A 24,160-nucleotide genomic window follows, 5' to 3' on the forward strand; every position below is an offset into this window, starting at 1 on the left:
GCAGCGCTTCAGCGGGCTTCCAGTTCGGCACGCCACGCGGGGCTGTCCACGTAGTGGTTGTCGTACAGCTCCGAGGAGTCCTTGATCTCCTGCGGGCTCGCCTCGCCGCGCAGGACGCGGCCGAGCAGCCGCAGGTAGTCGAAGCGCGGCATGCCCGGTGTGAAGACGAAGAGGACGTCGGCGGTGGAGCCGGGCGCCGCCGCGAACGCGTGCGGGGTGTGCGGCGGTACGTGGAGGAAGTCGCCGGCCTCCAGGACCTCGACCTTGTCGTCGACGAGGACGCGGAGGCGGCCGCCGATGACGAAGAACAGCTCGGAGGCGCGGGTGTGGAAGTGGGACGGCGCGCCGACGGCTCCCTCGGCGAACGCCGACCGGTAGGAGGTGACCGGGCTGCCGTCGGTGCCGAAGTCGGCGAGGAGGGTCATCACGGCGCTCGGGTCGCTGGTGGTCTCGGCGTCGGCGGCCCGGGTGAGCAGGGGCTTCACGGTGTTCTGCGGCGTCGTGTTCGTGTTCATGAGAACGAGACTACGGGCCGGAAAGACCCTGCACAGGGTGCAATTCGCGGCCGTTGTACGGGGTCAATTCGGAGCGGTCCGGGAGGTTTCCCGCGCCCCGGCTACCCGTAAGTAGCCCACTCGTAACCCGCAACCCTCTGTCGCGCTACGCGCGTTGACTCTAGGCTGCGGCCACTGCTTCACAGAGGGGACGAGATGTCACAGACACCACAACGCCACCGTGCACGCCGTCGGTTGATCGCCGGAGTGACGGCGGTCGCGGCGGCCGCGACCGTCGCGGCCGCGCTGCCCGCGGGCGCGCAGAGCTCCGACGGCAAGGGCCCGGGCGGCGGCAAGAAGGGCACCGTCGACGTACAGCTCCTGTCGTTCAACGACTTCCACGGCAACCTGGAGCCCCCGGCGGGCTCCTCGGGCCGGGTCACCGAACGGCAGCCGGACGGCACCGAGAAGCAGATCGACGCGGGTGGCGTCGAGTACCTCGCCACGCATCTGCGCGAGGCCCGCAAGGGCAACAAGTACTCCGTCACCGCCGCGGCCGGCGACATGATCGGCGGCTCCCCGATGCTGTCGGGTCTGTTCCACGACGAGCCCACCGTCGAGGCCCTGAACAAGCTCGACCTCGACGTCTCCTCCGTCGGCAACCACGAGTTCGACGAGGGCCGCGCGGAGCTCGCCCGTATGCAGAACGGCGGCTGCCACGCCGAAGAGGGCTGCTACGAGGAGGGCAAGGAGTTCGGCGGCGCCGACTTCCCCTACCTCGCCGCCAATGTGACGGACGAGAAGACCGGCAAGCCGATCCTCAAGCCGTACACGGTCTGGAAGAAGAAGGGCGTCAAGATCGGCTTCATCGGGGTGACCCTGGAGGGCACCCCGGACGTCGTCACCGCCGAGGGCGTCAAGGGCCTGAAGTTCCACGACGAGATCGAGACGATCAACAAGTACGCGAAGGAACTGGACCGCAAGGGCGTCAAGTCCATCGTGGCCCTGATCCACGAGGGCGGCGAGCCCGCGTCGCCCGCGTACAACTACGACTGCGACAGCCCGGGCGCCGGCGACGGCATCTCCGGGCCGATCACCGACATCGCCAAGGGTGTCACGTCCAAGGTCGACGCGATGGTCACCGGCCACACGCACGAGGCGTACGTCTGCACCATCCCGGACCCCTCGGGCAAGCCGCGTATGGTCACGTCGGCCTCCTCCTTCGGCAAGGCTTACACCGACACCACGCTGACGTACGACCGCCGCAGCAAGGACATCGTCCGTACGTCGGTGAAGTCGGCCACGTCCGCGAACCACGTCGTCAGCCGTGACGTCACCAAGGCCGCGGACATGAGCGAGCTCATCAAGCGCTGGGGCACGCTGGCCGCGCCGATCGCCAACCGCCCGGTCGGCTACATCGCCGGTGACATCCCGGGCCGCGGCGCCACCACGCCCGAGACCCCGCTCGGCGACCTGATCGCCGACGCGCAGCTCGCGTACGCCAAGACCCTCGATCCCGGGACCGACTTGGCGCTGATGAACTCCGGCGGCATCCGCTCCGACCTCGTCCACAAGGCGAGCGGCGCCGAGGGCGACGGGGTGGTGACGTACGGCGAGGCCTTCACGGTCCAGCCGTTCGGCAACACGGTCAATCTGATCGACCTCAAGGGCTCGCAGCTGATCACCGCGCTGCAGCAGCAGGTCACCGGCGTCAACGAGGCCTCCCCGCGGATCCTGCAGATCTCCAAGGGCCTGACGTACACGCTCGACCTGACGAAGGCGGGCGCGGACCGTGTCGTCGTCGACTCCATCAAGCTCAACGGCGAGGCGCTCGACCCGAACGCCACCTACCGTGTCGCGCTCAACCAGTTCCTGGCGGGCGGCGGCGACGGCTACGCCGAGCTCGGCAAGGGTGCGAACCCGCTGGTCGGCGGTGACGACCTGCTGGCCTTCGAGGAGTACCTGAAGGCCAACTCCTCGGCCGCGACGCCGTATCCGGTGCCGGCGGCGGACCGGATCACGGTCGTGAAGTAGGACGGTACGGACGAGGCGGGGCCCGGGGCATGTTCGCCCCGGGCCCCGTTCGCGTTCCGGTTCACGCGTCGGCTCGCGGCCGGCGCACCGTCCGGTTCACAGGCCGGCCAGGAACTCCCGTACCGCCCGGTGGAAGCCTTCGGGGTCCTTCGCCTGTACGAAGTGGTCGGTGTCCAGGCGGACGAGCGTGGTGTGCGGGCGGTGCGCGGCCATCTCCTCGGCCAGCTCGCCGGGCAGGGCCTGGCTCTTGCGGCCGTTGATCAGGAGCGTGGGCAGGGCGCTGCCGGTCCAGGCGTCCCAGTGCGCGCCGTGCACGCCGTTTTCCGAGTCCACCGTGTCCTGCGGGTGGAACGGCAGCCGCCAGGTGCCGTCGGGGAGTTGGCGCAGACCGCGGGCGACCATCGGGCCGAGCGGCCCGATGGCCTCGATCAGCTCCTCGCGGGTGGCGGCGGTGTAGGGGAAGCCGAGGACGAAGGAGAGCGCGCTCGGTCCGTCCGGCATCACCACGGGGGAGTCCACGTTGACGAACGCGGCGACGAGGTCGGGCCTGTGGGCCGTCAGATACATCAGGTTGATCCCGCCGAGCGAGTGCCCGAGCGCGACCACCGGGCCGGGCGCGAGGTGCTCGAGCAGCGCGATCAGGTCGTCGACATATCCGTCACGGTCGTAGTCCGCGGTCCGGTCCGAGTCGCCGTGCCCGCGCTGGTCGGGGGCTATCACCCGCCAGTCCGGGCCGAGTTCGACGGCGAGCGAGGTGAACGAGGCGCCCTCCGCGAGGTGGCCGTGCAGGGCGAGCAGCGGGCGGCCCGTGCCCCCGGAGTCCAGGTAGGACAGCCGGCGCCCGCCCAGGTCGAGGAAGGAGCGGGTGAACGGCGAGCTGGTGGTTGCGGTCATGGTGATGCTCCTTGGGCTGTTGGGCTGTTGGGCGGGTGGCGGTCGGTGTGCCGGGCTCCGTCCCGACAGCAGGAACTATACGCATGTCTTAAACGGTTGTACAAGACGTTTGTATAAGACGCATGCGGAAGGCGCTTCCGCCTTCCCCCGAGTGCGTGCCCGGCACCGAAGCACCACCGCCTTCACAACACAAGTCACCTGCGCCTCTATCGACTTGGCGGCCCGCACGCTTCACTGCGGACCATGACGATCGACACCCCCCACACCCCCCTCGGCCGACGCGGCCTCCTGCGCGGAGCGGCGGGAGCGACCGCCGCCGGACTGCTCGCTTACGCGGGAGCCGGGACCGCGCGGGCCGCCTCCTCGTCCGCCGCCCGCGCCGCCGCGCCGGCCGACTGGATGGGCGGCATCGCGGACGGCACCGCCCTGCAGCGCCTCACGATCCCCGGCACCCACGACTCCGGCGCCCGCTTCGGCGGCCTGTGGGTGGAGTGCCAGACCTGGACGATCGCCGAGCAACTGGCCGCCGGCGTCCGCTTCCTGGACATCCGCTGCCGCGTCACCGGCGGCTCGTACGCCATCCACCACGGGGCGTTCTTCCAGAACCTGATGTTCGGCGACGTCCTCATCGCCTGCCGTGACTTCCTCGCCGCGCACCCGCGCGAGACCGTCCTGATGCGGGTCAAGCAGGAGTACTCGGAGGTGGGGGACGCCGAGTTCAGGGCCGTGTTCGACGACTATCTCGGCACGCGCGGCTGGCGCTCGCTCTTCCACATCGGCGATACGTATCCGGCGCTCGGCGCGGCCCGCGGCAAGGTCGTGCTCATCGCCGACAACGGCGGGCTGCCCGGAGGCATCCGCTGGAATTCGTCCACGTTCGCGATCCAGGACGACTACAACGCCGAACCCTTCGGCAAGTGGCCCAAGATCCGCGACCACTTCCGGCGCGCGGCCGCCGCACCAGGACCGCAGTACATCAACTTCGCCAGCACGGCGGCGGGCCTGCCGCCCGACTGGAACGCGGACCGGCTCAACCCGCAGGTCAGGGACTTCCTGAACAGCGGCGAGTCCGCCGGGTGGACCGGGCTCGGGATCGTCCCCATGGACTTCCCGAACGCGACGGGCGGACTGCTCGAGGCGGTGCTCGCCCACAATCCCTGAGGCGCGCCGCCCGGTTCGAGGGCTCAGATCCAGCCCCGCTCCTTCGCGAGCAGTCCCGCCTGGAAGCGGTTGGCCGCGCCCAGGCGCAGCATGAGGTCGGCGACATAGCGGCGGAACGTGCGCAGGGAGACGCCCAGTTCACGGGCGGCCGCCTCGTCCTTGTCCATACGGGCGAGGGCGTCGAGGACTTTGCGTTCCGTCGCGGACAGCGCGGGCCGCCCAGCCGATGCCGGGCCGTCGTCGGCGGGCAGTTCCCCGGCCGTGTCCCAGACCTGCTCGAACCAGGCGACGGTGTTGGCCACCACGCCCGGCTGACGGACGACAAGGGCCGCCTCGTAATGGTCGTCGGGATCGACCGGCACCATCGCCACGGCGTGGTCCCAGACCGCCATCCGCCGGATCGCCTGCTCGGTACGGCGCACCTCACCGCCGAGAGCGGCGAGTTCGCGCAGATAGGCGAGGGTGCCCGGATCGGCGAGCGCCTTGGGCGTGGCCACCGTGCGCCAGCGGATGCCGCGGCGCAGCATCCGCAGATCGGACTCGCGGGCGATCTCGATGCTGCTCGCGTGCCAGGGCGCCGGCAGCAGCGACACGTACTCGCGGAAGGTGAAGAAGGCCAGGTCGGTGAGGCGTTCGCGGATCGGGTCCATGCCGTCGACGCGCTCGATCTCGCTGCTCGGCGATTGCTGCGCGCCCTGCTTGTGGTCCTCGGTGAGCGAGGCGATGACGGCGCGTACGGACAGGACCTGGTCGGTGGCGGACTTGAGCTCGCCGAGCCGCCGCTCCACCAGCCACTCCACGGCAACCGAAGGATCGGAGACGAGGACGGTACGGCGGCTGGAGAGCCGGATCAGGCTGTACGACTGGAGCACCTCGAGGCCCTCGTCCACCGTGTCCCGGTCCCAGCCGAGCGCACCGCCCGCGGCCTCGGCGCCCTGCTCGGGGTTGCGCAGGAAGTGCCGGTACAGACGCAGGTGGTCGTCGGACACGCCGACAGCGGTGAGGCTCATCAATCCCCCATGCGGACAACCCCGTTGACATGCTGCGTGGCAGCAAGGTGACAGGCGCTGCCCTTTCTGACAGTAGAGCAACGTCCGGCCGCGCAGCACGCTGAATTCATGCCAAGGATCTTCACTTCCGCAGGCCGCGACAAGGCGGCCGCGCCCTCCGCCCACCCGACCGCAACGCCCCGTACCGCCGGCCTGGATCTCGCGGTCCGGCTCGACGCCGTGACCAAGGTGTACGGCCGCGGCGAGAGCGCGGTGCACGCCCTGCGCGGCGTCGACATCGCCATCCCGCGCGGCACGTTCACCGCCGTGATGGGCCCGTCGGGCTCCGGCAAGTCGACGTTCCTGCACTGCGCGGCGGGCCTCGACCGGCCCAGCGGCGGCCGCGTGACGCTCGGGGAACAGGAGTTGAGCGGTCTCGACGAGAACGCGCTGACCCGGATGCGCCGGGACCGGATCGGCTTCGTCTTCCAGGCGTTCAACCTGCTGCCTTCGCTGACCGTCGAGCAGAACATCACGCTCCCGCTGCGCCTGGCCGGACGCCGGGCCGACGCGGCCTGGCTGGCGCAGATCGTCGACCAGGTGGGCCTGAGCGGCCGCACCGGCCGCCGCCCCGCCGAACTCTCCGGCGGCCAGCAGCAGCGCGTGGCCATCGCCCGCGCCCTCGTCACGCGGCCCGAGGTCGTCTTCGGCGACGAGCCGACCGGCGCCCTGGACACCATGACCGCCAAGGAGGTCCTCGGTCTGCTCCGGCAGACCGTGGACGGACTCGGCCAGACCGTCGTGATGGTCACGCACGACCCGGTGGCGGCCGCGTACGCCGACGCCGTCCTCTTCCTCGCCGACGGCGAGATCGTCGACCGGATGGCCGCCCCGACCGTGGAGCGCGTGGCCGACCGGATGAGCCGCCTGGGAGCGTGGGCCTGATGCTGACGCTGGCACTGAGCACACTGCGGGCCCGCAAGGGAGCCTTCGCCGGCGCTTTCGTGGCGCTGCTGTGTGCGGCCGCCCTGGTCACCGCGTGCGGGTCGCTTCTGGAGACCGGACTGCGCGGGAAGATCCCCGTCGAGCGGTACGCGGGCACGCCCGTCCTCGTCACCGCCGACCAGGAGGTGCACTGGACGAAGGAGAAGAAGGGCAAGACGAAGGAGAAGTCCAAGCCGCTCACGGAACGCGCGTGGCTGGACGCGGACCCCGGCGTCCTCAAGCAGCTCGCCGGCATCCCGGGCGTACGCCGGGTCGTCCCCGAACTCACTTTCCCCGCCCATGTGGTGACCGAGCGCGGCCCGCTCTCCGAGGGAGCCTCGTGGGGACACTCCTGGACCTCGGCACCCCTCACCCCCTTCGCCCTGCGCGAGGGCCGCGCACCGGCGGCGGCGGACGAGATCGTGGCCGACGCGGGCTCCGGGCTGCGGCCCGGCGCCAAGGTGACCGTGCAGTCCACGGAGGCCCCCGCCGCGTACCGCGTGGTCGGCATCGCTGCCCCCTCGGGCCGCGATGCCCTCGCCCGCCAGGCCACGCTGTTCTTCAGCCAGGACGAAGCCCGCCGCCTGGCCCGGCACCCGGGCCAGGCCGCCGCGCTCGGCCTGCTCACCACCCCGGACGCCGACGTAAGTGACGTACAGCAGAAGGCGGTCGAAGCGGTCGCCGGCACCTCTCTCAAGGTGCGGTCGGGCGCGGATCGCGGCCCGGTCGAATTCCTCGACGCCGGCAAGGCGCGGATCAGCCTCGTCTCCCTGGGCGGCGCGATGGGCGGTACGTCGCTGCTCGTCGCCCTCCTCGTCGTCGCCGGCACCTTCGCCCTCTCCATCCAGCAACGCGCCCGTGAACTGGCCCTGCTGCGCGCCGTCGGCGCGACACCGCGCCAGCTGCGCCGGATGGTGGGCCGCGAGGCGCTGGCCGTGGGGCTGCTTGCCGGGGTGCCCGGCGCCTTCGCGGGACTGTTCCTGGCGAGCTGGATGCACGGACGGTTCGTGGACGTGGGCGCGCTGCCCGACACCCTCGAACTCACCCTGAGCCCGTTCCCGCCGCTCGCCGCCGTCCTCGCGACGCTGCTCGCGGCCTGGGGCGCGGCCAGGGTCGCCGCCCGGCGCCCGTCCCGGGTGCGGCCCACCGAAGGGCTCGCCGAAGCGGCGCTCACCCCCGGGCGGCCCGGCGCCGGACGGATCGTCGCCGGAGCCGTCGCGGCGACCGGCTATGTGATCCTGCTCCTGGTCCTGTCCGGTCTGGAGACCGAGGCGGCGGCCACCCCGGTCACCTTCTTCTCCGTGATCCTCGCCGCGGCCGCCATCGCGCTCCTCGGCCCGCTGATCGCCACGGCGGCGACGGCGGTCCTCGGCCGGGTGACCCGGCTCGTCTCCCCGGCCGCCGGCTTCCTCGCCGCGCAGAACACCCGCACCGACGCACGGCGGCTCGCGGCCGTGGTCACCCCGCTGAGCCTGGCGGTGGCGATGGCCTCGACGATCCTGTTCACGCAGACGACGTCGAGTCACGCGGCCGGGGAGCAGGCGGTGCAGGGCACGAAGGCCCCGTACGTCCTGACGGCCTCGGGTCCCGGCGTGCCGTCCGCGGCGGCGCGGGCGGTACGGGAGCGGGTGCCGGGGGCGACCGTCACGGAGGTCGTCCGCACCACCGTCCGGGTCGGACAGGACAAGTTCCCCGCACAGGGAGTGAGTTGGCGCGATCTGCCCGCGACCCTCGACCCCGCCGTCACGTCGGGCTCGCTGGCCGCGATGGACGAGGGTTCCGTCGCGCTGAGCGATCTTGCGGCCCGTACGAGGAACGCGAAGACGGGCGACCGGGTGACCGTCACGCTCGGCGACGGCGTGCGGCGGGACCTGACGGTGGCCGCGGTGTACGAACGGGGCCTGGGCTTCGGCGACTTGCTGCTCCCGCACGAACTCGTCGCGGCCCACGTCGACAACCCGCTGTCCTCCACGGTCCTCGTCGCGGGAGCCCCGGACCGTGAGCGGCTGACCGCCGCGCTGAGCGCCTTCCCGGCCGTCCACGTCATGGACCGCGCCCAGGCCGAGGCGGCCCGCCGCACCCAGGACGGGGCGCAGGCCCAGGTCAACTACATCGCCATGGGACTGATCATCGCCTTCACCGGGATCGCCGTGGTCAACACCCTGGTGATGGCGACCTCCGCCCGCCGCCGTGAGTTCGCCCTGCTGCGCATGGTCGGCACGACGGGCCGCCAGCTCCGCGCGATGCTCCGCTGGGAGACACTCACCGTGACCCTGCTCGCGGTCGGCCTGGGCACGGCGGTGGCGTACGCGACGCTCACGGCGTACAGCCTGGGCATGACCGGGACCTCCGCCCCGTACGCCCCGCCCCTGACCTACCTGGCCGTGGTCGCGGCGGCCGCGCTTGTGGCCTTCGCCTCCACCGCGCTGCCGGCGAGGGCGGCGCGGCGGGGGGGATACGGCGGTACGGGAGTAGTCGGCGACAGGCCCTAGGGGGCGTCCGGCGGTGGTGTCGGCGCCCCCGGCAGCTTCACCACCGCGAGCGTGCCGCCGCCGTCCGCCGCCCGGAGCGTCACCTCGCCGCCGCACTGCTGCACCGTCCGCGCCACGATCGACAGACCGAGACCCGAGCCGGGGAGCTGACGGGCGGTGGGGGAGCGCCAGAACCGGTCGAAGACATACGGCAGTTCGTCGGCCGGGATCCCGGGGCCGTGGTCGCGGACCGTGAGGGTGCCGCGGTCGAGGGTGATCTCGACGGCGCCCCTGGGCGGGCTGAATTTGACCGCGTTGTCCAGCACGTTGACGATCGCCCGCTCCAGGGCGGCCGCATCGGCCCGTACGTACCAGGGCGCGAGCTCCGTGCTGATCCGCAGCTCGGGGCCGCGCAGGCGGGCGCGGTCGACGGCGGACTGTGCGATCTTGTGCAGGCCGACGACCTCGACCTTGGTGGCCTGCCCCGTGTCGGGCCTCGCCAGCTCCTGCAAGTCGCCGATCAACGCGGCCAGCTCGGTCATCTGCGCCTTCACACTGGCGAGCAGCGCCTTGCGGTCATCGGGCGGGATGGCCCGCCCGGTCTCCTCGCTGCGGGCGAGCAGCTCGATGTTCGTACGCAGGGAGGTGAGGGGGGTACGGAGTTCGTGCCCGGCGTCGGCGATCAGCTGGGCCTGGCGCTCCTGGGAGCTCTCCAGGGCGGCGGTCATCGCGTTGAAGGAACGCGAGAGGCGGGCGATCTCGTCGTCGCCGTCGGCGGGGATGCGGACGGTGAGGTCCTCGGTGCGGGCCACGTGTTCGACGGTGTCGGTGAGGTCGTCGACCGGTTTGAGCCCGGTCCGGGCCACCCACATGCCGGCTGCTCCGGCACCGAGGACGCCGATGCCGGCGACGACGAGGAGGAGCAGCGCCAGTCGGTTGAGCGAGCTGTCGATCTCGGCGAGCGGGCGGGAGACGGAGTAGGTGTAGCCGGTGTCGGGGTCGGTGTGGGTGAACACCCGGACGGCCTGTCCGCTGTCGGTGACTCCGTCGTGCAGGACCTCGCTCCGCAGTTGTTGGGCGACCTCGAGGTCGCCTTCCTGCACCTTCACCGCTTTGGCACCTGGTGCGACGCAGCGGCTGCCGTCAGGCTGCACGATCTGTACGTACGCGATGAGCGGTCCGACGGTCGGCGGCAGCCTGCGTTCCTGGTCGGTGCAGCTCCTGGCCGTCGCTGCCAGATATCCCTCGTTGACGCTGATGCTCTGCAAGGAGCGGTCGAGCTCGTCGCGCAACTGCTCACGGGCCAGCAGCCAGCAGGCCACCGACACGGCCGCCACCGCGACCGCGACCGCCGCCGCCACCAGCAACGCCAACCGCGACCGCAACGGCAGCGCGCGGAACCTGCGGATCACTCGGACCCGCCCGCCCGCAACGCATACCCCACACCCCGCACCGTATGAACCAACCGCGGCTCACCCCCGGCCTCCGTCTTCCTCCTCAGGTACATCACGTACACGTCGAGGGAGTTGGACGAGGGCTCGAAGTCGAAGCCCCAGACCGACTTGAGGATCTGCTCGCGCGTGAGGACCTGGCGCGGGTGGGCCAGGAACATCTCCAGGAGCGTGAACTCGGTGCGGGTGAGCTCCACGGGGCGCGACCCCCGTACGACCTCCCGTGTCGCGAGGTTCATCCGCAGGTCGGCGAACGACAGCACGTCGTCGTCGACCTGATCGGACCCCACCGCCACCGCATACGAGCTGCGCCGCAGCAACGCCCGGATGCGGGCGAAGAGTTCGTCGAGCTCGAAGGGCTTGACGAGGTAGTCGTCCGCACCCGCGTCGAGCCCCGTGACCCGGTCACCCACCGTGTCCCGCGCCGTGAGCATCAGGATCGGAGTCGTGGAACCCGAGGAACGCAGCCGCCGCGCGGCGGTCAGACCGTCCATACGGGGCATCTGGATGTCGAGCACCACCAGCTCGGGCGCGAAGACGGCGGCCTTCTCCAGGGCCTCGACCCCATCGGCCGCCACCTCGGTGGCGTACCCCTCGAACGCGAGGCTGCGCTGCAGCGCCTCGCGCACGGCGGGTTCGTCGTCGACGATCAGGATGCGCTGCTGTTCGCCTTCGGCGGGGCTCATCGGTGGTCGTTCCTCGGGGTGGTGGAGAGCGGACGGGGCTGTCGTCAGCCTCGCACGGTCGGGCGGTGGATGGTCAGGTCGTGGACCCGCCGCGCAGCGTGTCCAGGTCGGCCTTCACGTCGTTGACGGGGATCGCGAAGCCCAGGCCCACGCTGCCGGCGTTGGAGCCGGAGGAGGAGCTCGGGGAGTACATCGCCGAGTTGATGCCGATGATCTGGCCGTTCATGTCGATGAGCGCGCCGCCGGAGTTGCCGGGGTTGAGCGAGGCGTCGGTCTGCAGGGCCTTGTACGTGGTGGTGTCCGAGCCGGTGTCGCCGTTGAACTCCTGGCCGCCGAACTCGAACGGCCACTGGTCGTTGCCCCGGCCCTGCGGCGCCTGCTGCTCCTCGGTGGAGACCGTCACGTCGCGGTCGAGCGCGGAGATGATGCCGCTGGTCACGGTGCCGGTGAGGCCCTCGGGGGAGCCGATCGCGACGACCTCGTCACCGACACCGACCTTGTCGGAGTCGCCGAGTGTGGCGGCCTTCAGGCCGGAGGCGTTCTCCAGCTTGATGAGTGCCAGGTCCTTCTTGCTGTCGGTGCCGACGACCTTCGCGTCGTACGTCTTGCCGTCGTTCGTCTTCACCTGGACCTGGCCGGCGCCCGCGACCACGTGGTTGTTGGTGATGATCTCGCCGTCGGAGGTGATGATCACGCCCGAGCCGGTGGACTGGCCGTTTCCGGTGCTCGCCTGGATCTCGACGATGCTGTCACTGACCGCGTTGGCCACACCGGCGACGCTGCCCTTGCTGCCGGCGGCGGCGTTGGTGCCGTTGACGCCGGTGGGGGTGGCGGTGCTGCCGCCGAAGAGCTCCTGTGCGGCATACGCGGTCCCGCCGCCGACGGCCGCGGCGACCAGCGCGACCGCGGCCAGCACGGCCACCGGGCCGCGGGCCCGCTTCCGGTGCGCGGGCGCCGGGTGCGCGGCGGGCTCACCGGCGTACGTGGCCCAGCCGGCGGCCGGGGTGTGCGGCGGGGGCGGCGGGTACGCGCCCTGCGCCGGGGGAGTCGTGCCGTACGCCGTGCCGTACGCCGTGCCGTCGTAGGAGGGCTGCTGCTCGGGGTGGGGGCCGCTCTGGCGGTAGCTCTCGGTCATGTCTCAGAGCTTCGCCGCGCATCATGAGAGCTTCCTGAGTCCCTGCTGAGAAGCCCGGCAGAACCCCGTATGCCCGAAATAAAGGAGCGGGTTCAGGACTCGCAGCCGCAGGACCGCCGGACCACGAGACGCGCCGGGAACTGCTTCAGCCGCTCCTTGCCCGAGCCCGCCACCCGCAGGCCGTCGTCGAGCACCAGGTCGACCGCCGCGCGGGCCATCGCCGGGCGGTCCGAGGCGACCGTGGTCAGCGGCGGGTCCGTGAGACCCGCTTCCTTGACGTCGTCGAAGCCCGCCACGGCCAGCTCGCCGGGAACGTCGATACGCAGCTCGCGCGCCGCGCGCAGCACGCCGATCGCCTGGTCGTCCGTGGCGCACACCAGCGCCGGCGGCCGGTCGGGCCCGGCGAGCAGCGACAGGGCGACCTTGTACGCGTCATAGCGGTTGTACGGGGCCTGGAAGAGGCGGCCCTCGGTGGAGATCCCGGCCTCCAGCATCGCCCGGCGCCAGCCCTCGACGTGGTCGGTGACGGGGTCGCCGACGACCGGGGTGCCTTCGGTGCCGCCGAGGCAGGCCACGTAAGGATGACCGTGGTCGAGGAGGTGACGGGTGGCGAGCTGGGCGCCGCCCACGTCGTCCGTGACGACGGCCACGTCGTCGAGCGCCTCGGGACGGCGGTGCAGGAGCACCACGCGGGCGTCCCACGCGTCGATCTCGGTGGCGGCGTGTTCGCTCGGGCCCTGGCTGACGAGGATCAGGCCGGAGACCCGCATCCCGAGGAAGGCCCGCAGATAGTGCACCTCGCGGTCGTCGAGGTAGTCGGAGTTGCCGACGAGGACCATTTTCCCGCGCTCGGCGGCGGCCTGTTCGACCGCGTGCGCCATCTCGGCGAAGAACGGCTGCCGTGCGTCCGGCACGATCATGCCTATGAGATCCGTACGGCGGGACGCCATCGCCTGCGCCACCCGGTCCGGGCGGTAGCCCAGCTCCTTGATGGCGGCAAGCACCCGCTCGCGCGTGGCCGGGGCGACCGGCCGGGGTCCGTTGTTGATGACGTAGCTCACGACCGCGGTCGAAGTCCCCGCCAGTCGCGCCACATCGTCTCGCGTCACCTTGGCCACGCGCGGAAGTCTACGCGGGAAGAGTCACCTTTTGGCAGGTCGTACGACAGCTTCCGTACGCTCACCGGACGCGCTGCCGACGCCGTCGGAACCCTTGTCCCGACCGGCCTCCGCCTGTCCCGAGGCCTCCGCTGAGCGCTCGCCCTTATCTGCTTTGTCCGTCTTGTCCGGCGTAACAAAGCGATAACCGACGTTCCGCACGGTCCCGATCAGCGCCTCGTGCTCCGGTCCGAGCTTCGCGCGCAGCCGTCGTACGTGCACATCGACCGTCCGCGTACCGCCGAAGTAGTCGTAGCCCCAGACCTCCTGGAGCAGCTGGGCGCGCGTGAAGACGCGGCCCGGGTGCTGTGCCAGGTACTTCAGGAGCTCGAACTCCTTGAAGGTGAGGTCGAGGACCCGGCCCTTGAGCTTCGCGCTGTAGGTCGCCTCGTCCACCGAGAGATCACCGTTGCGGATCTCCATCGGCGAATCGTCACCGGTCAGGCTCTGCTTGCCCATCGCGAGCCGGATCCGGGCCTCGACCTCGGCCGGGCCCGCGGTGTCGAGCAGCACGTCGTCGATGCCCCAGTCCGCGGTGACGGCCGCGAGGCCACCCTCCGTGACCACGAGGATCAGCGGGCAGCCGGGCCCGGTGGACCGCAGGAGCTGGCACAGGCTGCGCACCTGCGGCAGATCACGGCGGCCGTCGATGAGGATCACATCGGCACCCGGGGTGTCCACGAGCGCCGGGCCCTCGGCGGGGGCCACCCGCACGTTGTGGAGCAGCAGTCCGAGGGCGGGCAGCACCTCCGTCGACGGCTGGAGGGCATTGGTGAGGAGCAGCAGAGAACTCATCGCCGCTCACCCGCCTCGGTCGTATGACGGTGATGCTCGGTTCGCTCGCCCATAACGTCTGGTTCCTCCTCGGTCCCTGCGAGGACGTTTACGGCACTGCTGGGTGGTGCTGGGTGGTGCTCGGTCGTGCTCGGTCGTGCTGTGCGTGCCTGTTTGCGGGACCCGCGCCCTGGTCCTGCAGAAAAGCACAAAAGGACCCGGGGGCTTCGCTGCCCGGATCCTCTGGGAAGGAGAATAGCCCACATGAGTTCACCTCCGGCAGGCCGAACGGCGCGATCTTCTGTGCTACCGATCACGCGCGGGAGGCGCCGCACCACGCTCCGTACGGCGGACGGCGTGCGCATCGAGGCGGCGTACGAGCCCTGCGTCAAGGGTCCCTCGGACCTCGCGATCGTGGTGGCGCACGGCTTCACGGGCGAGCTGCTCAAGCCGCATGTCCGACGGGCCGCGACCGCGTTCGCGCAGTTCGGGGCCGTGATCACCTTCTCGTTCCGTGGGCACGGGCGCTCCGGCGGACGCTCCACGGTCGGCGACCGCGAGGTCCTCGACCTCGACGCGGCGGTCGAGTGGGCCCGCACCCTCGGCTGCCCGCGGGTGGTGACCGTCGGCTTCTCGATGGGCGGCTCGGTGGTCCTGCGCCAGGGCGCGCTGCACGGGGGGCGCACGGAAGCGCGCCCCGACGCGGTGGTCGCCGTGAGCGCTCCGGCCCGCTGGTACTACCGGGGGACGCCGTCGATGCGGCGGCTGCGCTGGCTGATCACCCGGCGTACGGGCCGCGCGGTCGGCCGGCACGTCCTGGGCACCCGGATCCATCCCGAGGACTGGGACCCGGTCCCGCTCTCCCCGACGGAGGCGGTCCCGCTGATCGCCCCGGCCCCGCTGCTCGTCGTCCACGGAGACCGGGACCCGTACTTCCCGCTCGACCATCCCCGGATGCTGGCCTCGGCGGCACCCGGCGTGGAGCTGTGGGTGGAGCCCGGGATGGGGCACGCGGAGCACGCGGCGAGCGATGAGCTGCTCGCGCGGATCGGGGCGTGGGCGCAGGCTGCCGGGTCCGAAAGCGGGCTGGGCGGAACCGAGGACGGGCTCGGCGGACCCGAGGGCGGGCTCGGCGGACCCGAGGGCGGCCTCAGCCGACCAGCTTGACCTCCGTGCCGGTGACCGCGATCTCCACGCCCTGGTCCGCCGCCTGGACCGACTTGAGGTCGATGCCCGCGGGCAGCCCGTCGATCTTCTGCTTGAAGTCGGTGATCTCGCGCATCTTGCGGTCCGCTATCGAGATGCCGCCGACCTTCGGGATCGCGTCGGCGTGCACGTAGACCGTGTTGCCGTTCTCGACGGTGACCGTGCTCGTCACGCCGACCGGCGGGAGCTTCTTGCCGAACGCGGTGACCTGGATGGCGACCTTGATCTTGCCGCCCGCGCCCTGCGAGAGCCCCGCGACCTTCGCCGTCATCCCGGGAGCGACCTGCGCGTCCTCGACCTTGGCGGCCTTCAGGAGCTCGTCGTACGCGATGAGGGCCGAGCCCTCCGCGCTGTCGGCGGTCGCGGAGCTGTAGCTGTCGGAGAAGACGACGCCGCGCATGGTGGCGTCGAGCTCGTCGATCCGGATCCGGCCGCCCTCGACGCCTTCGGCGGGGGCGTCGTAGTTGTCGATGCCGATCGACACGTCGTCGAGCTCGCCGCCGATCAGCTGGGTCAGGAACGGGAAGCCGTTGATGGACACGTCCGGGGTCTCGGCCAGGCCCTCGCTGCTCTTCAGCTTGCTCGCGGCCTCGTCCTCGGCGAAGCCCACGGCGATGCGGTCGGCCGCGATGAAGAGTCCGCCCAGGATCACGGCGATGATCAGTGTTATTCGCAGTCCGCGCACGGTCGTGCCCCCGCCTCTGTGTCGTTCCGGCGAGCCTAACCCGGTGCTTTGCGGCCGGGCCGGGCGATCCGGATCTTGTCGACCAGCTGTGACGAACAGGTGTGCCCCGTTTCACAACTGCGCCGGGGCGCCGCCCCATTGAGGGAAGCGGCGCCCCGGCGTGGTGGACGGAGAGGTGAGTTGCTCAGCCGACGACCCGTCCGAGCAGGTACACCGCGGGCGCGGCCGCCGCGAGCGGCAGGGCGACGCCCGCCGTCATGTGGACGAAGCGCGACGGGTAGTCGTAGCTCGCCACGCGCAGACCGACCAGCGCGCAGACACCCGCGCCGACGCCGAGCAGCGCGCCGCCCGTGCCGAGCCCGGTCATCGCACCGCCCGCGACACCCGCACCGGCCGCCGCGAGCAGCGAGACCACCACGGACGCGGCCGCCGGCAGCGGCAGCGCACGGGCGAGCGTGGCGGCGGCGACCGCGAGGCCGCCGACCGTCGCCGCGTCCGGCGCCGCACCGAGGAAACCGGCGGCGACGATCGCGAGGGCCGCCGAGGCGACCGTGGCCATCAGGCCCTGCATCCGGTCGTCGGGGTCGGCGTGCGAGCGGAGCTGCAGCACCAGCGTGAGGAGCACCCACACACCGAGCGTGCCGATGATCGCGGCCGGTGCGTTCCCGCGGCCGACGGCGAGCAGGACGACGTCCGCGGTGAGCGCGCCGGCGAAGGCCAGCGCGATGCCCTGGCGCGCGGGCCACATCCCGTTGAGCCGGAACCAGCCCGCCGCCGTCAGGGCCTGCAGCACGAGCAGCGGCACGAGCAGGGCGTACGGCCCGATCGCCGCGCCGCCCGCGAGCAGCAGACCGATCGCCGCGGTGATCCCGGCGGGCTGGATGCCCGGCGCGATGATCGGCGAACGTCCCTCGGCGCGGGCGCGCTGGGCGTCCGTGATGCGGGTGTTGCCGACGATGGTGGCGGGGCCGTAGGCCGGGCCGCCCTCGGAGCCGCCCTCGGGGGCGGACGGGGCGGCGGGCGCCTGGCCCGGCTGCCCGCCCTGGCCGGCCGGAGCCGGTCCGGTGGACTGGGGTTCCGCGGGCGCGTAGGTCTGCTGCGGTGCCGCGCTGTAGGCGTACGCGTCCGCGGCACGCTCCTCGTACGGGTACGGGGCGTGCTGCTGCGCGTACGGGTCCGCCGCGCCCTGCTGCCCGTACGGATCCGTGCCCTGCGGCGCGTACTGCTGCGGGTAGGGCTCCGGCGCCGGGGCCTCAGGAGGGAGCGGGCCGCCGAAGGTCTGCGGGGAGGCGTCAGCGGCGGGCTGCGGCGGGAGGTACGCCGTGTCGGCCGCCGCGCCCTGCAGGTGCGGGTGCGTCTGGGTGTCCCAGGTCTGGCCCTGCCAGCTCTGGGTGTGCTGCGCCTCCTCGTACCCGGCGGCGCCCGTGGGCCACTGCGGATCCGGCTGCTGCGCCTGCTGCTGCCCGTACGGGTCGTACGGGTCGTACGGACCCTGACTGTGCTGGTCGCTCATCGTGTACGGGTCACCCTCCTGCGAACGGCGGGAGCACCTCGACCGTGCCGCCCTCGGCAAGGCGTACGGTCTCATGTCCGCGGGTGCCGACGGGGTCGCCGTCGATCAGGAACGAGCATCGCTGCAGGACGCGGACGAGTTCGCCGGGGTGTCGCTCCCTGGCTCCGGCCAGCGCTTCCGCCAGCGTCTCGGCGTCGTAGGGCTCCTCGGCGAGGCCGGCTGCCGACTTCGCTGCGGCCCAGTAGCGGATGGTGCCTGTGGCCATGCGGCCTCCTCTCGGGTTCCGTCCATGATGCCGCGTCCGAGTGGGCAGCCTTTCCGGGTGCACGCGCGAGGCCCGTCCGCCCGTACGCACGCGGGAACCCCTGGCGTCCCGCTCTGCGAGACGCACCCGTCCACCGCAGGACTGTGACGGGCGCTACAGGGGGCGCGCGGGCCCATGGGGCCGGGCCCGAGCCTCCTCGTATCCCACGATCCGGACGATCGCGTATCAGAATACGGACGACCGGTGACACGGCGCCCGGTACGTCCCTACGATCGGCCTCATGAAGCAACAGGCGGCGGACCTCACGAAGCGGCGGGCAGTGGACCTGTGCCGCGTCGCCGCCATGCTCTGTCGCACCGTCTGAGCGGGCACTCCGGCCTTCCCGGCCACCCAACCCCCGCATTCCCCGGACCTCTTGAGCCGTGACGGCTCGGGGTCACCCCGTGCCCGTGCGCGCATCAGCACTCTGCACGCCCTGACGCATACGCAACGCATCCCTGCCGCAACTGCCCCGGAGGAGACAGCACATGAGCCGCAACGACGTCCTGGTGGACGCCGACTGGGTCGAGGCCAACCTCGACAACCCGAACGTCGCGATCGTCGAGGTCGACGAGGACACCTCGGCCTACGAGAAGAACCACATCAAGAACGCCATCCGGATCGACTGGACGAAGGACCTCCAGGACCCGGTCCGCCGCGACTTCGTCGACCAGGCCGGCTTCGAGAAGCTGCTCTCCGCGAAGGGCATCGCCAACGACACGCTCGTCGTGCTCTACGGCGGCAACAACAACTGGTTCGCCTCGTACGCCTACTGGTACTTCAAGCTCTACGGCCACGAGAACGTGAAGCTCCTCGACGGCGGCCGCAAGAAGTGGGAGCTCGACTCCCGCGACCTGGTCGACGGCGCGCAGGTGCCCGAGCGCCCCGCCACCGACTACAAGGCCAAGGCCCAGAACACCGCGATCCGCGCCTTCCGTGACGACGTCGTCGCCGCGATCGGCTCGCAGAACCTCGTCGACGTGCGCTCGCCCGACGAGTTCTCCGGCAAGCTGCTCGCCCCGGCCCACCTCCCGCAGGAGCAGTCGCAGCGCCCGGGCCACGTCCCGTCCGCCCGCAACATCCCGTGGTCGAAGAACGCCAACGACGACGGCACCTTCAAGTCGGACGAGCAGCTCAAGGAGCTGTACGCCGCCGAGCAGGTGGACCTCGCCAAGGACACCATCGCGTACTGCCGCATCGGCGAGCGCTCGGCCCTGACCTGGTTCGTCCTGCACGAGCTGCTCGGTGTCGAGAACGTCAAGAACTACGACGGCTCCTGGACCGAGTACGGCTCCCTCGTCGGCGTGCCGATCGAGCTCGGCGCCAACTGACCCCCTGCTCCAACCACCCCTTAAGGACAGCGACTTATGTGCGGAGCGAAGGCGGGCGGCCCCGACGCCGCCACGATCAAGCCCGGTGAGACCACCATCCAGGGCCAGGTGACCCGCGACGGCGAGCCCGTCACCGGTTACGTCCGACTGCTCGACTCGACCGGCGAGTTCACCGCCGAGGTGCCCACCTCGGCCACGGGACAGTTCCGGTTCTACGCGGCCGAGGGCACGTGGACGCTGCGGGCGCTCGTGCCCGGAGGTACCGCGGACCGCACGGTCGTGGCGCAGACCGGAGGCCTCGCGGAGGTCGCCATCGCGGTCTGACCACCGCGCCCTGCGGTGACATCACCGCAGCTCATACGGCCGGAGGGCCGCACCCCTGGGGGTTGGACGCTACCAGGCAACGGGTGCGGTCCTCCGGCTTCCTCGCGTGCCCTCACGGGCCGCTTTTCCGGGTCTACGCTGGAGGTATGTACGCGCGGAGGCGGCACGTCTACTTCGCCATGATGGGGCTGTGCCTGGGCCTGTTCGTACTGGCCTGGGCGGTCGTGCGGCTGTGGTCGGTCCCCGTGGCGGTGGGGATGTGCGTGGTCGCCATGGCGATCCCGCCGGCCGCGGCGATCGTCGCCAACCGCCGCGGACCCGAGGACCGCTGGTGGGACGATCCCTCCGGCGACCCCGAGTCCGACACGTGGTGGGACGAACTGGACGGCAAGCGCAAGCCGCCGCCCTCGTAGGCCGGTCCCGGACCTCACGCCTCGCAGTGCGCCGCCAGACCGGCCAGGATCATCTCGCTGCCCTCGCGTGCCTGGTCATGGGCCTCCTGCGTGGCGCAGGTCTGGTCGATCGTGACCTTCGAGCCCGTGCCGTGCGCGGCGAAGGTGAGCTCCATGACCTCGGCGGGCCCGCCGGGCACGTCCATCGTGATCACCAGCTTCTGCTCCGGCACGACCTCCCGGAACTCGCCGGTCAGCGGGAACTGGCCGCCGTCGGGCATCCCGAGCGTGGCCTTCCACGGACCGCCGTCCCGTACGTCGATCTCCACCGTGCCCTCGACCGCACCGAACCACGCGGGCCACTCGGCCGCGGTCGTGTACGCCTGCCAGACGCGGGCGACCGGGGCGGTGATCTCGCGGGAGACGGTGTAGGGGAAGCCGGTGGTGTTCTGCTCGCTCATGGCTGTATGCCTCTCCAAGTGGTGTTTCTCCGGTGTGTGGGCGCTTGGCCCGTGTTCACGACAGGTAGACGAGCGGCGCCGCGAAAACTCATCGGCAGGCCATCTGCAGGCCATCGGCACCGCATCGGCGTGCAGGTCAGGAGGTGGCCGAACCGTTATCAGGGGCCGTACAACTCCCGGTGAATCCCAAGGGTCTTCTGGGCGCGCCGATACGGAATCGGTGCTTCGACTTCCGCGTATATCGGGAATGTCGCGCCAATCTGTGAGCCCTGGGGGGACCGTGGAGAACGCAGCACCGCCGATGCCGGAGCACCGGCCGGCCGCCGAAGAGCCACCACCGACACCGCCGCCCGGCGAACCGTCCGCACGCCCGAAGCGCAAGCGGGGCCGGACGACCCTGCTGGTCCTGTGCGCGGCCCTGATCGGCGTCGCGGGCGGCACGGTGTACGGCTACACGGTCCAGGCGGACCGTGGGCCGACGCCGCTGCCGGCGCTCGCGCAGCCGGAACTGGGGTATCCGGCCGAGGAGTCGAAGACCGCGAAGGACGCGGCGGGCAAGCACAAGGCCGACGGCGATCTGCGCAAGCTCCTGGTGCGCAAGCCGTCGGGCGCGAGCGCTCTGTCACGGTCGGTCTTCGAGGGGGGAACGCTCGCGGACGACAGCTGGCTGTCCGTGCGCGACTACGCCAGGGAGTTCGAGGAGCCCGGCGAGATGCTGCTCGCCTTCAACACCATGGGGATCCGCCGGGTCGCCGCAGCCGACTGGCGGCAGGGCACGTACAAGATGACGGGCATCAGGCTCGTGCAGTTCCAGGCCGACGGGCAGCAGGGCGCCATCGAGCACGCGACGCAGCAACTGTCGTACATGCCGCTCTCGAACCGGGGCGCGGGCAACCCCGGCAAGCCCTTCAAGGGCAGTGTCGAGGGCCGCTATTTCGTCTACCCGGTGGAGAACAAGCCGGGCTATCTGCCCGCCTACGCGGTCCGCGCCATCGCGTACCGCGGTGACGTCATGATCGATGTGCACATCTTCGACACGAAGCCGATCGGTGAGGCGGAGATCCGCAAGCTCATCGAGAAGCAGGTGGGACGGCTGTGAACGACTCCTTCGGCACGCCCGACGCCTCCCACGGCACGCCCGGCCCCTCGTTCGGCACCCCCGACGCCCTCACCTCCGGCCCCGAGCAGCCCAAGCGGCCTGGGCGCGGGCGCAAGGCCGCCGCCGTGCTGCTGCCCGCCGTGCTGGTCCTGGGCGGCCTCGCGGGCGCCGGATACCAGGTGAAGTCCACGGTCGACCAGGCCGATGTGACCGTGAAGACCGAGCACTGGGGCGCCGAGCACAAGCCCGGCAAGGACCCGGCCGGCGACGTCCACCGCGGCCGCCACGACACAGAGCTCGCCAAGAAGCTGCTCCCGGTGCCCGGGGGCTACCGCCTCGGCCCCGACCTCGACGAGTACGGCAACGACAGCTCCCGCAGCGGCAAGCAGGCCACCGCCGATCTCAAGGCTTCCGGCCGTGGACTGACCGGCAAGCAGCGCCGGGAGTTCAACCAGCGCGTCGAGAAGTTCGGCGTACAGGGGGTGGCCGGCCGCTCGTACGTCGACGGCCAGACCGGCCTCGTCGTCGAGGTCACGCTCATGCAGGCCAAGGACCGCAAGAGCCTGCGTGAACTGCAGACCCTCATGACCGAACTGCTCAAGTTCGCACCCGGCGTGAAGAAGGGCCCGCGGATCGAGGGCCATGCGAGCGCCAAGTGCTCCCTGGTGCCGGGCACCAAGGATCAGCCGATCGACGACCTGTACTGCTCGGCACAGGTGGACGGCATCTTCGTCAACGTCTTCGCGTACGCACCCAAGCCGCTCGGCAAGTCCGACGCCGCGGCGCTCGTGAAGAAGCAACTCGACCACATCAAATCGCCGGGGGAGTACGTATGAGCGACCAGAACCTGCCGCCGGCGGGCGGTCCGTACCCTGCGCCGGGACCCCCGGCGCAGCCCGCCGTCCCCGCGCAGTGGGGCGGCATCACGCAGGTCGAGCCCGCGGGCCCGGCCACGTGGGTGCAGCCCCCGCCGCCGAAGCCGTCCCTCAAGGACCGCCGGGTCCTGCGGGCCGTCGCGCGGTGGACGCTCGTCGTGCTGGTGTGCGGCGGGCTCGGGGCCGGGAGCGCGTACGGGATCACCTCGATGGAGCGGACCGATGTGCCGGGACTCGCGACCCGGCAGGACGGCCGCTGGGTGTACCCGGAACTCAAGCTCCTGGCACTGCCCGAAGGCAAGCCGCGCCCCTTCGGCAAGGCCAACCCGGGCGAGATCCACCACGCCGCCCTCACCGATCTGATGCTGCCCGCGCCCGAGGGCGCGAAGGGCGACACGGAGGCCGAGGCGGTCAAGGGTGCCGAGTTCGCCGAGTTGTACGAGAAGGAGGCGCGCGGCGACGTCGCGAACGGGCTGCGCGACTACGGCGTACGCGAGATCGTGCGCCGCTCCTGGACCGCGGCCGACGGCACCGACAGCACGGTCCACCTGGTCCGCTTCCCGTCCGTGGGCTACGCGGACAGCTTCATGGACTCCGTCCTGTCGCCTTCGGGCGACGTGGGCACCGGACTGGACGGGATCGGGTCCACCGCCGTCGACGAGAAGTGGGAGAACCCGCACACCTCCGAGGGCACCCAGCTCTACGTGTACGCGGCCGAGGGCAAGGGTGACGCCCGCGTGGCCTATCTGGCCTCGGGCGACACCCTCGGAGTCATCGTCCAGTCCAAGAAGGGCGGCGCCGAGCGCATCCCCTTCCATCAGACCGTCGTCCTGCAGACCCAGCTCCTGGACTGACGGACACGGCCCCTGGCCCAGACGGCGCCGCGTAGGCGCACCTCACAGAGAACCCCGGGCCCCAGCCGATTAAGCTGGGGCCCGGCCCGTACCGCCCACCCGCTCATCAAGGAGCACCCCCGTGCTTGAGGCATTCTTCTCAGCCCTGCTCGTTCTGGTCTGCGTCGGCGTTCTCGCCTTCGCCGGACTGACCGTGAAGAAGCTGTACCAGGGTCAGCGCTGACCGTCCGTACGCCCCCGTACTGAGAGCCACAGATGATCGAGATCCCGTCCGACCTGAACCCCTCCCTGCTGCCCCTCGCCTTCCTGCTCGGCGACTGGGCGGGTGCCGGAGTGTCCGACTTCCCGGGCGCCGAGAAGTGCAACTTCGGGCAGGAGGTCAGCTTCAGTCAGGACGGCCGTGACTTCATCGAGTACCACTCGCGTACGTGGGTGCTCGACGCCGAGGGCAACAAGGTCAAGCCGCTGGAGACCGAGTCCGGGTTCTGGCGGATCGACGACCAGCGCAAGGTCGAGGTCGTGATGGTCCGCGACGACGGCGTCGTCGAGGTCTGGTACGGCGAGCTGGCCGACAAGAAGCCGCAGATCGACATCGCGACGGACGCCGTGGCGCGCACCGCCGCCTCCGGTCCGTACAGCGGCGGCAAGCGCCTGTACGGCTACGTCAAGGGCGACCTGATGTGGGTCGGCGAGAAGCAGACCCCCGAGGTCCCGCTCCGCCCGTACATGTCGGCGCAGCTCAAGAAGGTCGTCACGCCCGAGGAGGTCGCCGAGATGGCGCGCAACCTCCCCGACATGCCCGACGACGGCATCGCCTTCTTCAAGTAGGCCCGAAGGCGAAATCACGTAGGCCCGCTGCCCGCCTCAGGGCCCACCTACACTGGGC

The 24,160-nt window shown here is 71.3% G+C and carries 25 protein-coding genes; 13 read left to right on the forward strand and 12 right to left on the reverse strand.

The genetic code is table 11. The features are described 5' to 3' along the window. Nucleotides 1–8: 8 nt before the first annotated feature. Entirely contained in the window at nucleotides 9–515 is a 507-nt protein-coding gene (locus tag ACIBI4_RS33690) for a cupin domain-containing protein (RefSeq protein ID WP_399208031.1), read from the reverse strand. Nucleotides 516–710: 195 nt separating this feature from the next. Here ACIBI4_RS33690 and ACIBI4_RS33695 point away from each other — a divergent pair, with 195 nt between their 5' ends. Then, on the forward strand, nucleotides 711–2,528 hold the full coding sequence (locus ACIBI4_RS33695; protein WP_399208032.1) for a bifunctional metallophosphatase/5'-nucleotidase: 1,818 nt from the start codon (nucleotides 711–713) through the stop codon (nucleotides 2,526–2,528). A gap of 96 nt (nucleotides 2,529–2,624) precedes the next feature. Here ACIBI4_RS33695 and ACIBI4_RS33700 read toward each other — a convergent pair whose 3' ends face one another. Beyond that, complete coding sequence (locus tag ACIBI4_RS33700) at nucleotides 2,625–3,422, reverse strand: alpha/beta fold hydrolase (RefSeq protein WP_399208033.1); 798 nt, start codon at nucleotides 3,420–3,422, stop codon at nucleotides 2,625–2,627. 243 nt (nucleotides 3,423–3,665) lie between these two features. On the opposite strand from ACIBI4_RS33700, the gene ACIBI4_RS33705 reads away from it, so the two are divergent. Continuing rightward, nucleotides 3,666–4,583 (forward strand): phosphatidylinositol-specific phospholipase C, encoded by a 918-nt coding sequence (locus tag ACIBI4_RS33705; protein WP_399208035.1) that lies wholly within the window; start codon nucleotides 3,666–3,668, stop codon nucleotides 4,581–4,583. 23 nt (nucleotides 4,584–4,606) lie between these two features. On the opposite strand, the gene ACIBI4_RS33710 is transcribed toward ACIBI4_RS33705, so the two are convergent. Then, nucleotides 4,607–5,593: a LuxR C-terminal-related transcriptional regulator gene (locus ACIBI4_RS33710; RefSeq protein ID WP_399208036.1), complete on the reverse strand. Its 987-nt coding sequence runs from the start codon at nucleotides 5,591–5,593 to the stop codon at nucleotides 4,607–4,609. 108 nt (nucleotides 5,594–5,701) lie between these two features. Between ACIBI4_RS33710 and ACIBI4_RS33715 the strand changes: the two genes are divergently transcribed. Next, the gene (locus ACIBI4_RS33715; protein ID WP_399208038.1) at nucleotides 5,702–6,517 is read left to right on the forward strand and encodes an ABC transporter ATP-binding protein; all 816 of its coding nucleotides are present in this window, start codon (nucleotides 5,702–5,704) and stop codon (nucleotides 6,515–6,517) included. Next, on the forward strand, nucleotides 6,517–9,048 hold the full coding sequence (locus ACIBI4_RS33720; protein WP_399208039.1) for an FtsX-like permease family protein: 2,532 nt from the start codon (nucleotides 6,517–6,519) through the stop codon (nucleotides 9,046–9,048). The genes ACIBI4_RS33715 and ACIBI4_RS33720 overlap by 1 nt, the downstream gene beginning before the upstream one ends. On the opposite strand, the gene ACIBI4_RS33725 is transcribed toward ACIBI4_RS33720, so the two are convergent. The 5 genes from ACIBI4_RS33725 to ACIBI4_RS33745 form a co-directional block, all read right to left on the reverse strand. Next, entirely contained in the window at nucleotides 9,045–10,439 is a 1,395-nt protein-coding gene (locus ACIBI4_RS33725; RefSeq protein WP_399208040.1) for an ATP-binding protein, read from the reverse strand. The two genes, ACIBI4_RS33720 and ACIBI4_RS33725, sit on opposite strands and share 4 nt — an antisense overlap. Then, a complete protein-coding gene (locus ACIBI4_RS33730) occupies nucleotides 10,436–11,164 on the reverse strand; it encodes a response regulator transcription factor (RefSeq protein ID WP_399208041.1) in 729 nt (242 codons plus the stop codon). Before ACIBI4_RS33730 ends, ACIBI4_RS33725 begins: the two co-directional genes overlap by 4 nt. Nucleotides 11,165–11,237: 73 nt before the next feature. Then, nucleotides 11,238–12,299 carry a S1C family serine protease gene (locus ACIBI4_RS33735; RefSeq protein WP_399208042.1) on the reverse strand — a complete coding sequence of 354 codons (1,062 nt, stop codon included), beginning with the start codon at nucleotides 12,297–12,299 and terminating at the stop codon, nucleotides 11,238–11,240. A 92-nt stretch (nucleotides 12,300–12,391) separates the two neighbouring features. Beyond that, nucleotides 12,392–13,417, reverse strand: coding sequence for a LacI family DNA-binding transcriptional regulator (locus tag ACIBI4_RS33740; protein ID WP_399208043.1), 1,026 nt, complete (start codon nucleotides 13,415–13,417; stop codon nucleotides 12,392–12,394). A gap of 24 nt (nucleotides 13,418–13,441) precedes the next feature. Further along, a complete protein-coding gene (locus ACIBI4_RS33745; RefSeq protein WP_399208044.1) occupies nucleotides 13,442–14,251 on the reverse strand; it encodes a winged-helix domain-containing protein in 810 nt (269 codons plus the stop codon). A gap of 243 nt (nucleotides 14,252–14,494) precedes the next feature. On the opposite strand from ACIBI4_RS33745, the gene ACIBI4_RS33750 reads away from it, so the two are divergent. Further along, on the forward strand, nucleotides 14,495–15,397 hold the full coding sequence (locus ACIBI4_RS33750) for an alpha/beta hydrolase (protein ID WP_399208045.1): 903 nt from the start codon (nucleotides 14,495–14,497) through the stop codon (nucleotides 15,395–15,397). Here the strand turns inward: ACIBI4_RS33750 and ACIBI4_RS33755 are convergent. The 3 genes from ACIBI4_RS33755 to ACIBI4_RS33765 form a co-directional block, all read right to left on the reverse strand. Beyond that, the gene (locus ACIBI4_RS33755; RefSeq protein ID WP_399208046.1) at nucleotides 15,381–16,121 is read right to left on the reverse strand and encodes a DUF2993 domain-containing protein; all 741 of its coding nucleotides are present in this window, start codon (nucleotides 16,119–16,121) and stop codon (nucleotides 15,381–15,383) included. The genes ACIBI4_RS33750 and ACIBI4_RS33755 overlap by 17 nt on opposite strands. Before the next feature lie 184 nt (nucleotides 16,122–16,305). Continuing rightward, complete coding sequence (locus ACIBI4_RS33760; RefSeq protein WP_399208047.1) at nucleotides 16,306–17,634, reverse strand: hypothetical protein; 1,329 nt, start codon at nucleotides 17,632–17,634, stop codon at nucleotides 16,306–16,308. A 10-nt stretch (nucleotides 17,635–17,644) separates the two neighbouring features. Then, nucleotides 17,645–17,899, reverse strand: a complete 255-nt coding sequence (locus ACIBI4_RS33765; protein WP_399208048.1) for a MoaD/ThiS family protein — start codon at nucleotides 17,897–17,899, stop codon at nucleotides 17,645–17,647. A 280-nt stretch (nucleotides 17,900–18,179) separates the two neighbouring features. Between ACIBI4_RS33765 and ACIBI4_RS33770 the strand changes: the two genes are divergently transcribed. The 4 genes from ACIBI4_RS33770 to ACIBI4_RS33785 all read left to right on the forward strand — a co-directional run bounded on the left by ACIBI4_RS33770 (nucleotide 18,180) and on the right by ACIBI4_RS33785 (nucleotide 20,006). After that, on the forward strand, nucleotides 18,180–18,263 hold the full coding sequence (locus ACIBI4_RS33770) for a putative leader peptide (RefSeq protein ID WP_368858445.1): 84 nt from the start codon (nucleotides 18,180–18,182) through the stop codon (nucleotides 18,261–18,263). A gap of 163 nt (nucleotides 18,264–18,426) precedes the next feature. After that, on the forward strand, nucleotides 18,427–19,269 hold the full coding sequence (locus ACIBI4_RS33775) for a sulfurtransferase (protein ID WP_399208049.1): 843 nt from the start codon (nucleotides 18,427–18,429) through the stop codon (nucleotides 19,267–19,269). 36 nt (nucleotides 19,270–19,305) lie between these two features. Then, the gene (locus ACIBI4_RS33780; RefSeq protein WP_399208051.1) at nucleotides 19,306–19,593 is read left to right on the forward strand and encodes a DUF1416 domain-containing protein; all 288 of its coding nucleotides are present in this window, start codon (nucleotides 19,306–19,308) and stop codon (nucleotides 19,591–19,593) included. Nucleotides 19,594–19,739: 146 nt separating this feature from the next. After that, a complete protein-coding gene (locus ACIBI4_RS33785) occupies nucleotides 19,740–20,006 on the forward strand; it encodes a DUF3099 domain-containing protein (RefSeq protein ID WP_399208052.1) in 267 nt (88 codons plus the stop codon). A 14-nt stretch (nucleotides 20,007–20,020) separates the two neighbouring features. Here the strand turns inward: ACIBI4_RS33785 and ACIBI4_RS33790 are convergent, their stop codons facing one another. Further along, nucleotides 20,021–20,446 carry an SRPBCC domain-containing protein gene (locus tag ACIBI4_RS33790; protein ID WP_399208053.1) on the reverse strand — a complete coding sequence of 142 codons (426 nt, stop codon included), beginning with the start codon at nucleotides 20,444–20,446 and terminating at the stop codon, nucleotides 20,021–20,023. 280 nt (nucleotides 20,447–20,726) lie between these two features. Between ACIBI4_RS33790 and ACIBI4_RS33795 the strand changes: the two genes are divergently transcribed. The 4 genes from ACIBI4_RS33795 (at nucleotide 20,727) to ACIBI4_RS33810 (ending at nucleotide 24,102) form a co-directional block, all read left to right on the forward strand. After that, nucleotides 20,727–21,545, forward strand: coding sequence for a hypothetical protein (locus ACIBI4_RS33795; RefSeq protein WP_399208054.1), 819 nt, complete (start codon nucleotides 20,727–20,729; stop codon nucleotides 21,543–21,545). Then, nucleotides 21,542–22,381 (forward strand): hypothetical protein, encoded by an 840-nt coding sequence (locus ACIBI4_RS33800; protein ID WP_399208055.1) that lies wholly within the window; start codon nucleotides 21,542–21,544, stop codon nucleotides 22,379–22,381. Before ACIBI4_RS33795 ends, ACIBI4_RS33800 begins: the two co-directional genes overlap by 4 nt. Continuing rightward, nucleotides 22,378–23,274: a hypothetical protein gene (locus ACIBI4_RS33805; RefSeq protein ID WP_399208056.1), complete on the forward strand. Its 897-nt coding sequence runs from the start codon at nucleotides 22,378–22,380 to the stop codon at nucleotides 23,272–23,274. The genes ACIBI4_RS33800 and ACIBI4_RS33805 overlap by 4 nt, the downstream gene beginning before the upstream one ends. 255 nt (nucleotides 23,275–23,529) lie before the next feature. Then, a complete protein-coding gene (locus ACIBI4_RS33810; protein ID WP_399208057.1) occupies nucleotides 23,530–24,102 on the forward strand; it encodes an FABP family protein in 573 nt (190 codons plus the stop codon). Nucleotides 24,103–24,160: the final 58 nt, after the last annotated feature.

It is taken from the genome of Streptomyces sp. NPDC050418 (assembly GCF_044458745.1).
Taxonomy (GTDB): Bacteria; Actinomycetota; Actinomycetes; order Streptomycetales; family Streptomycetaceae; genus Streptomyces.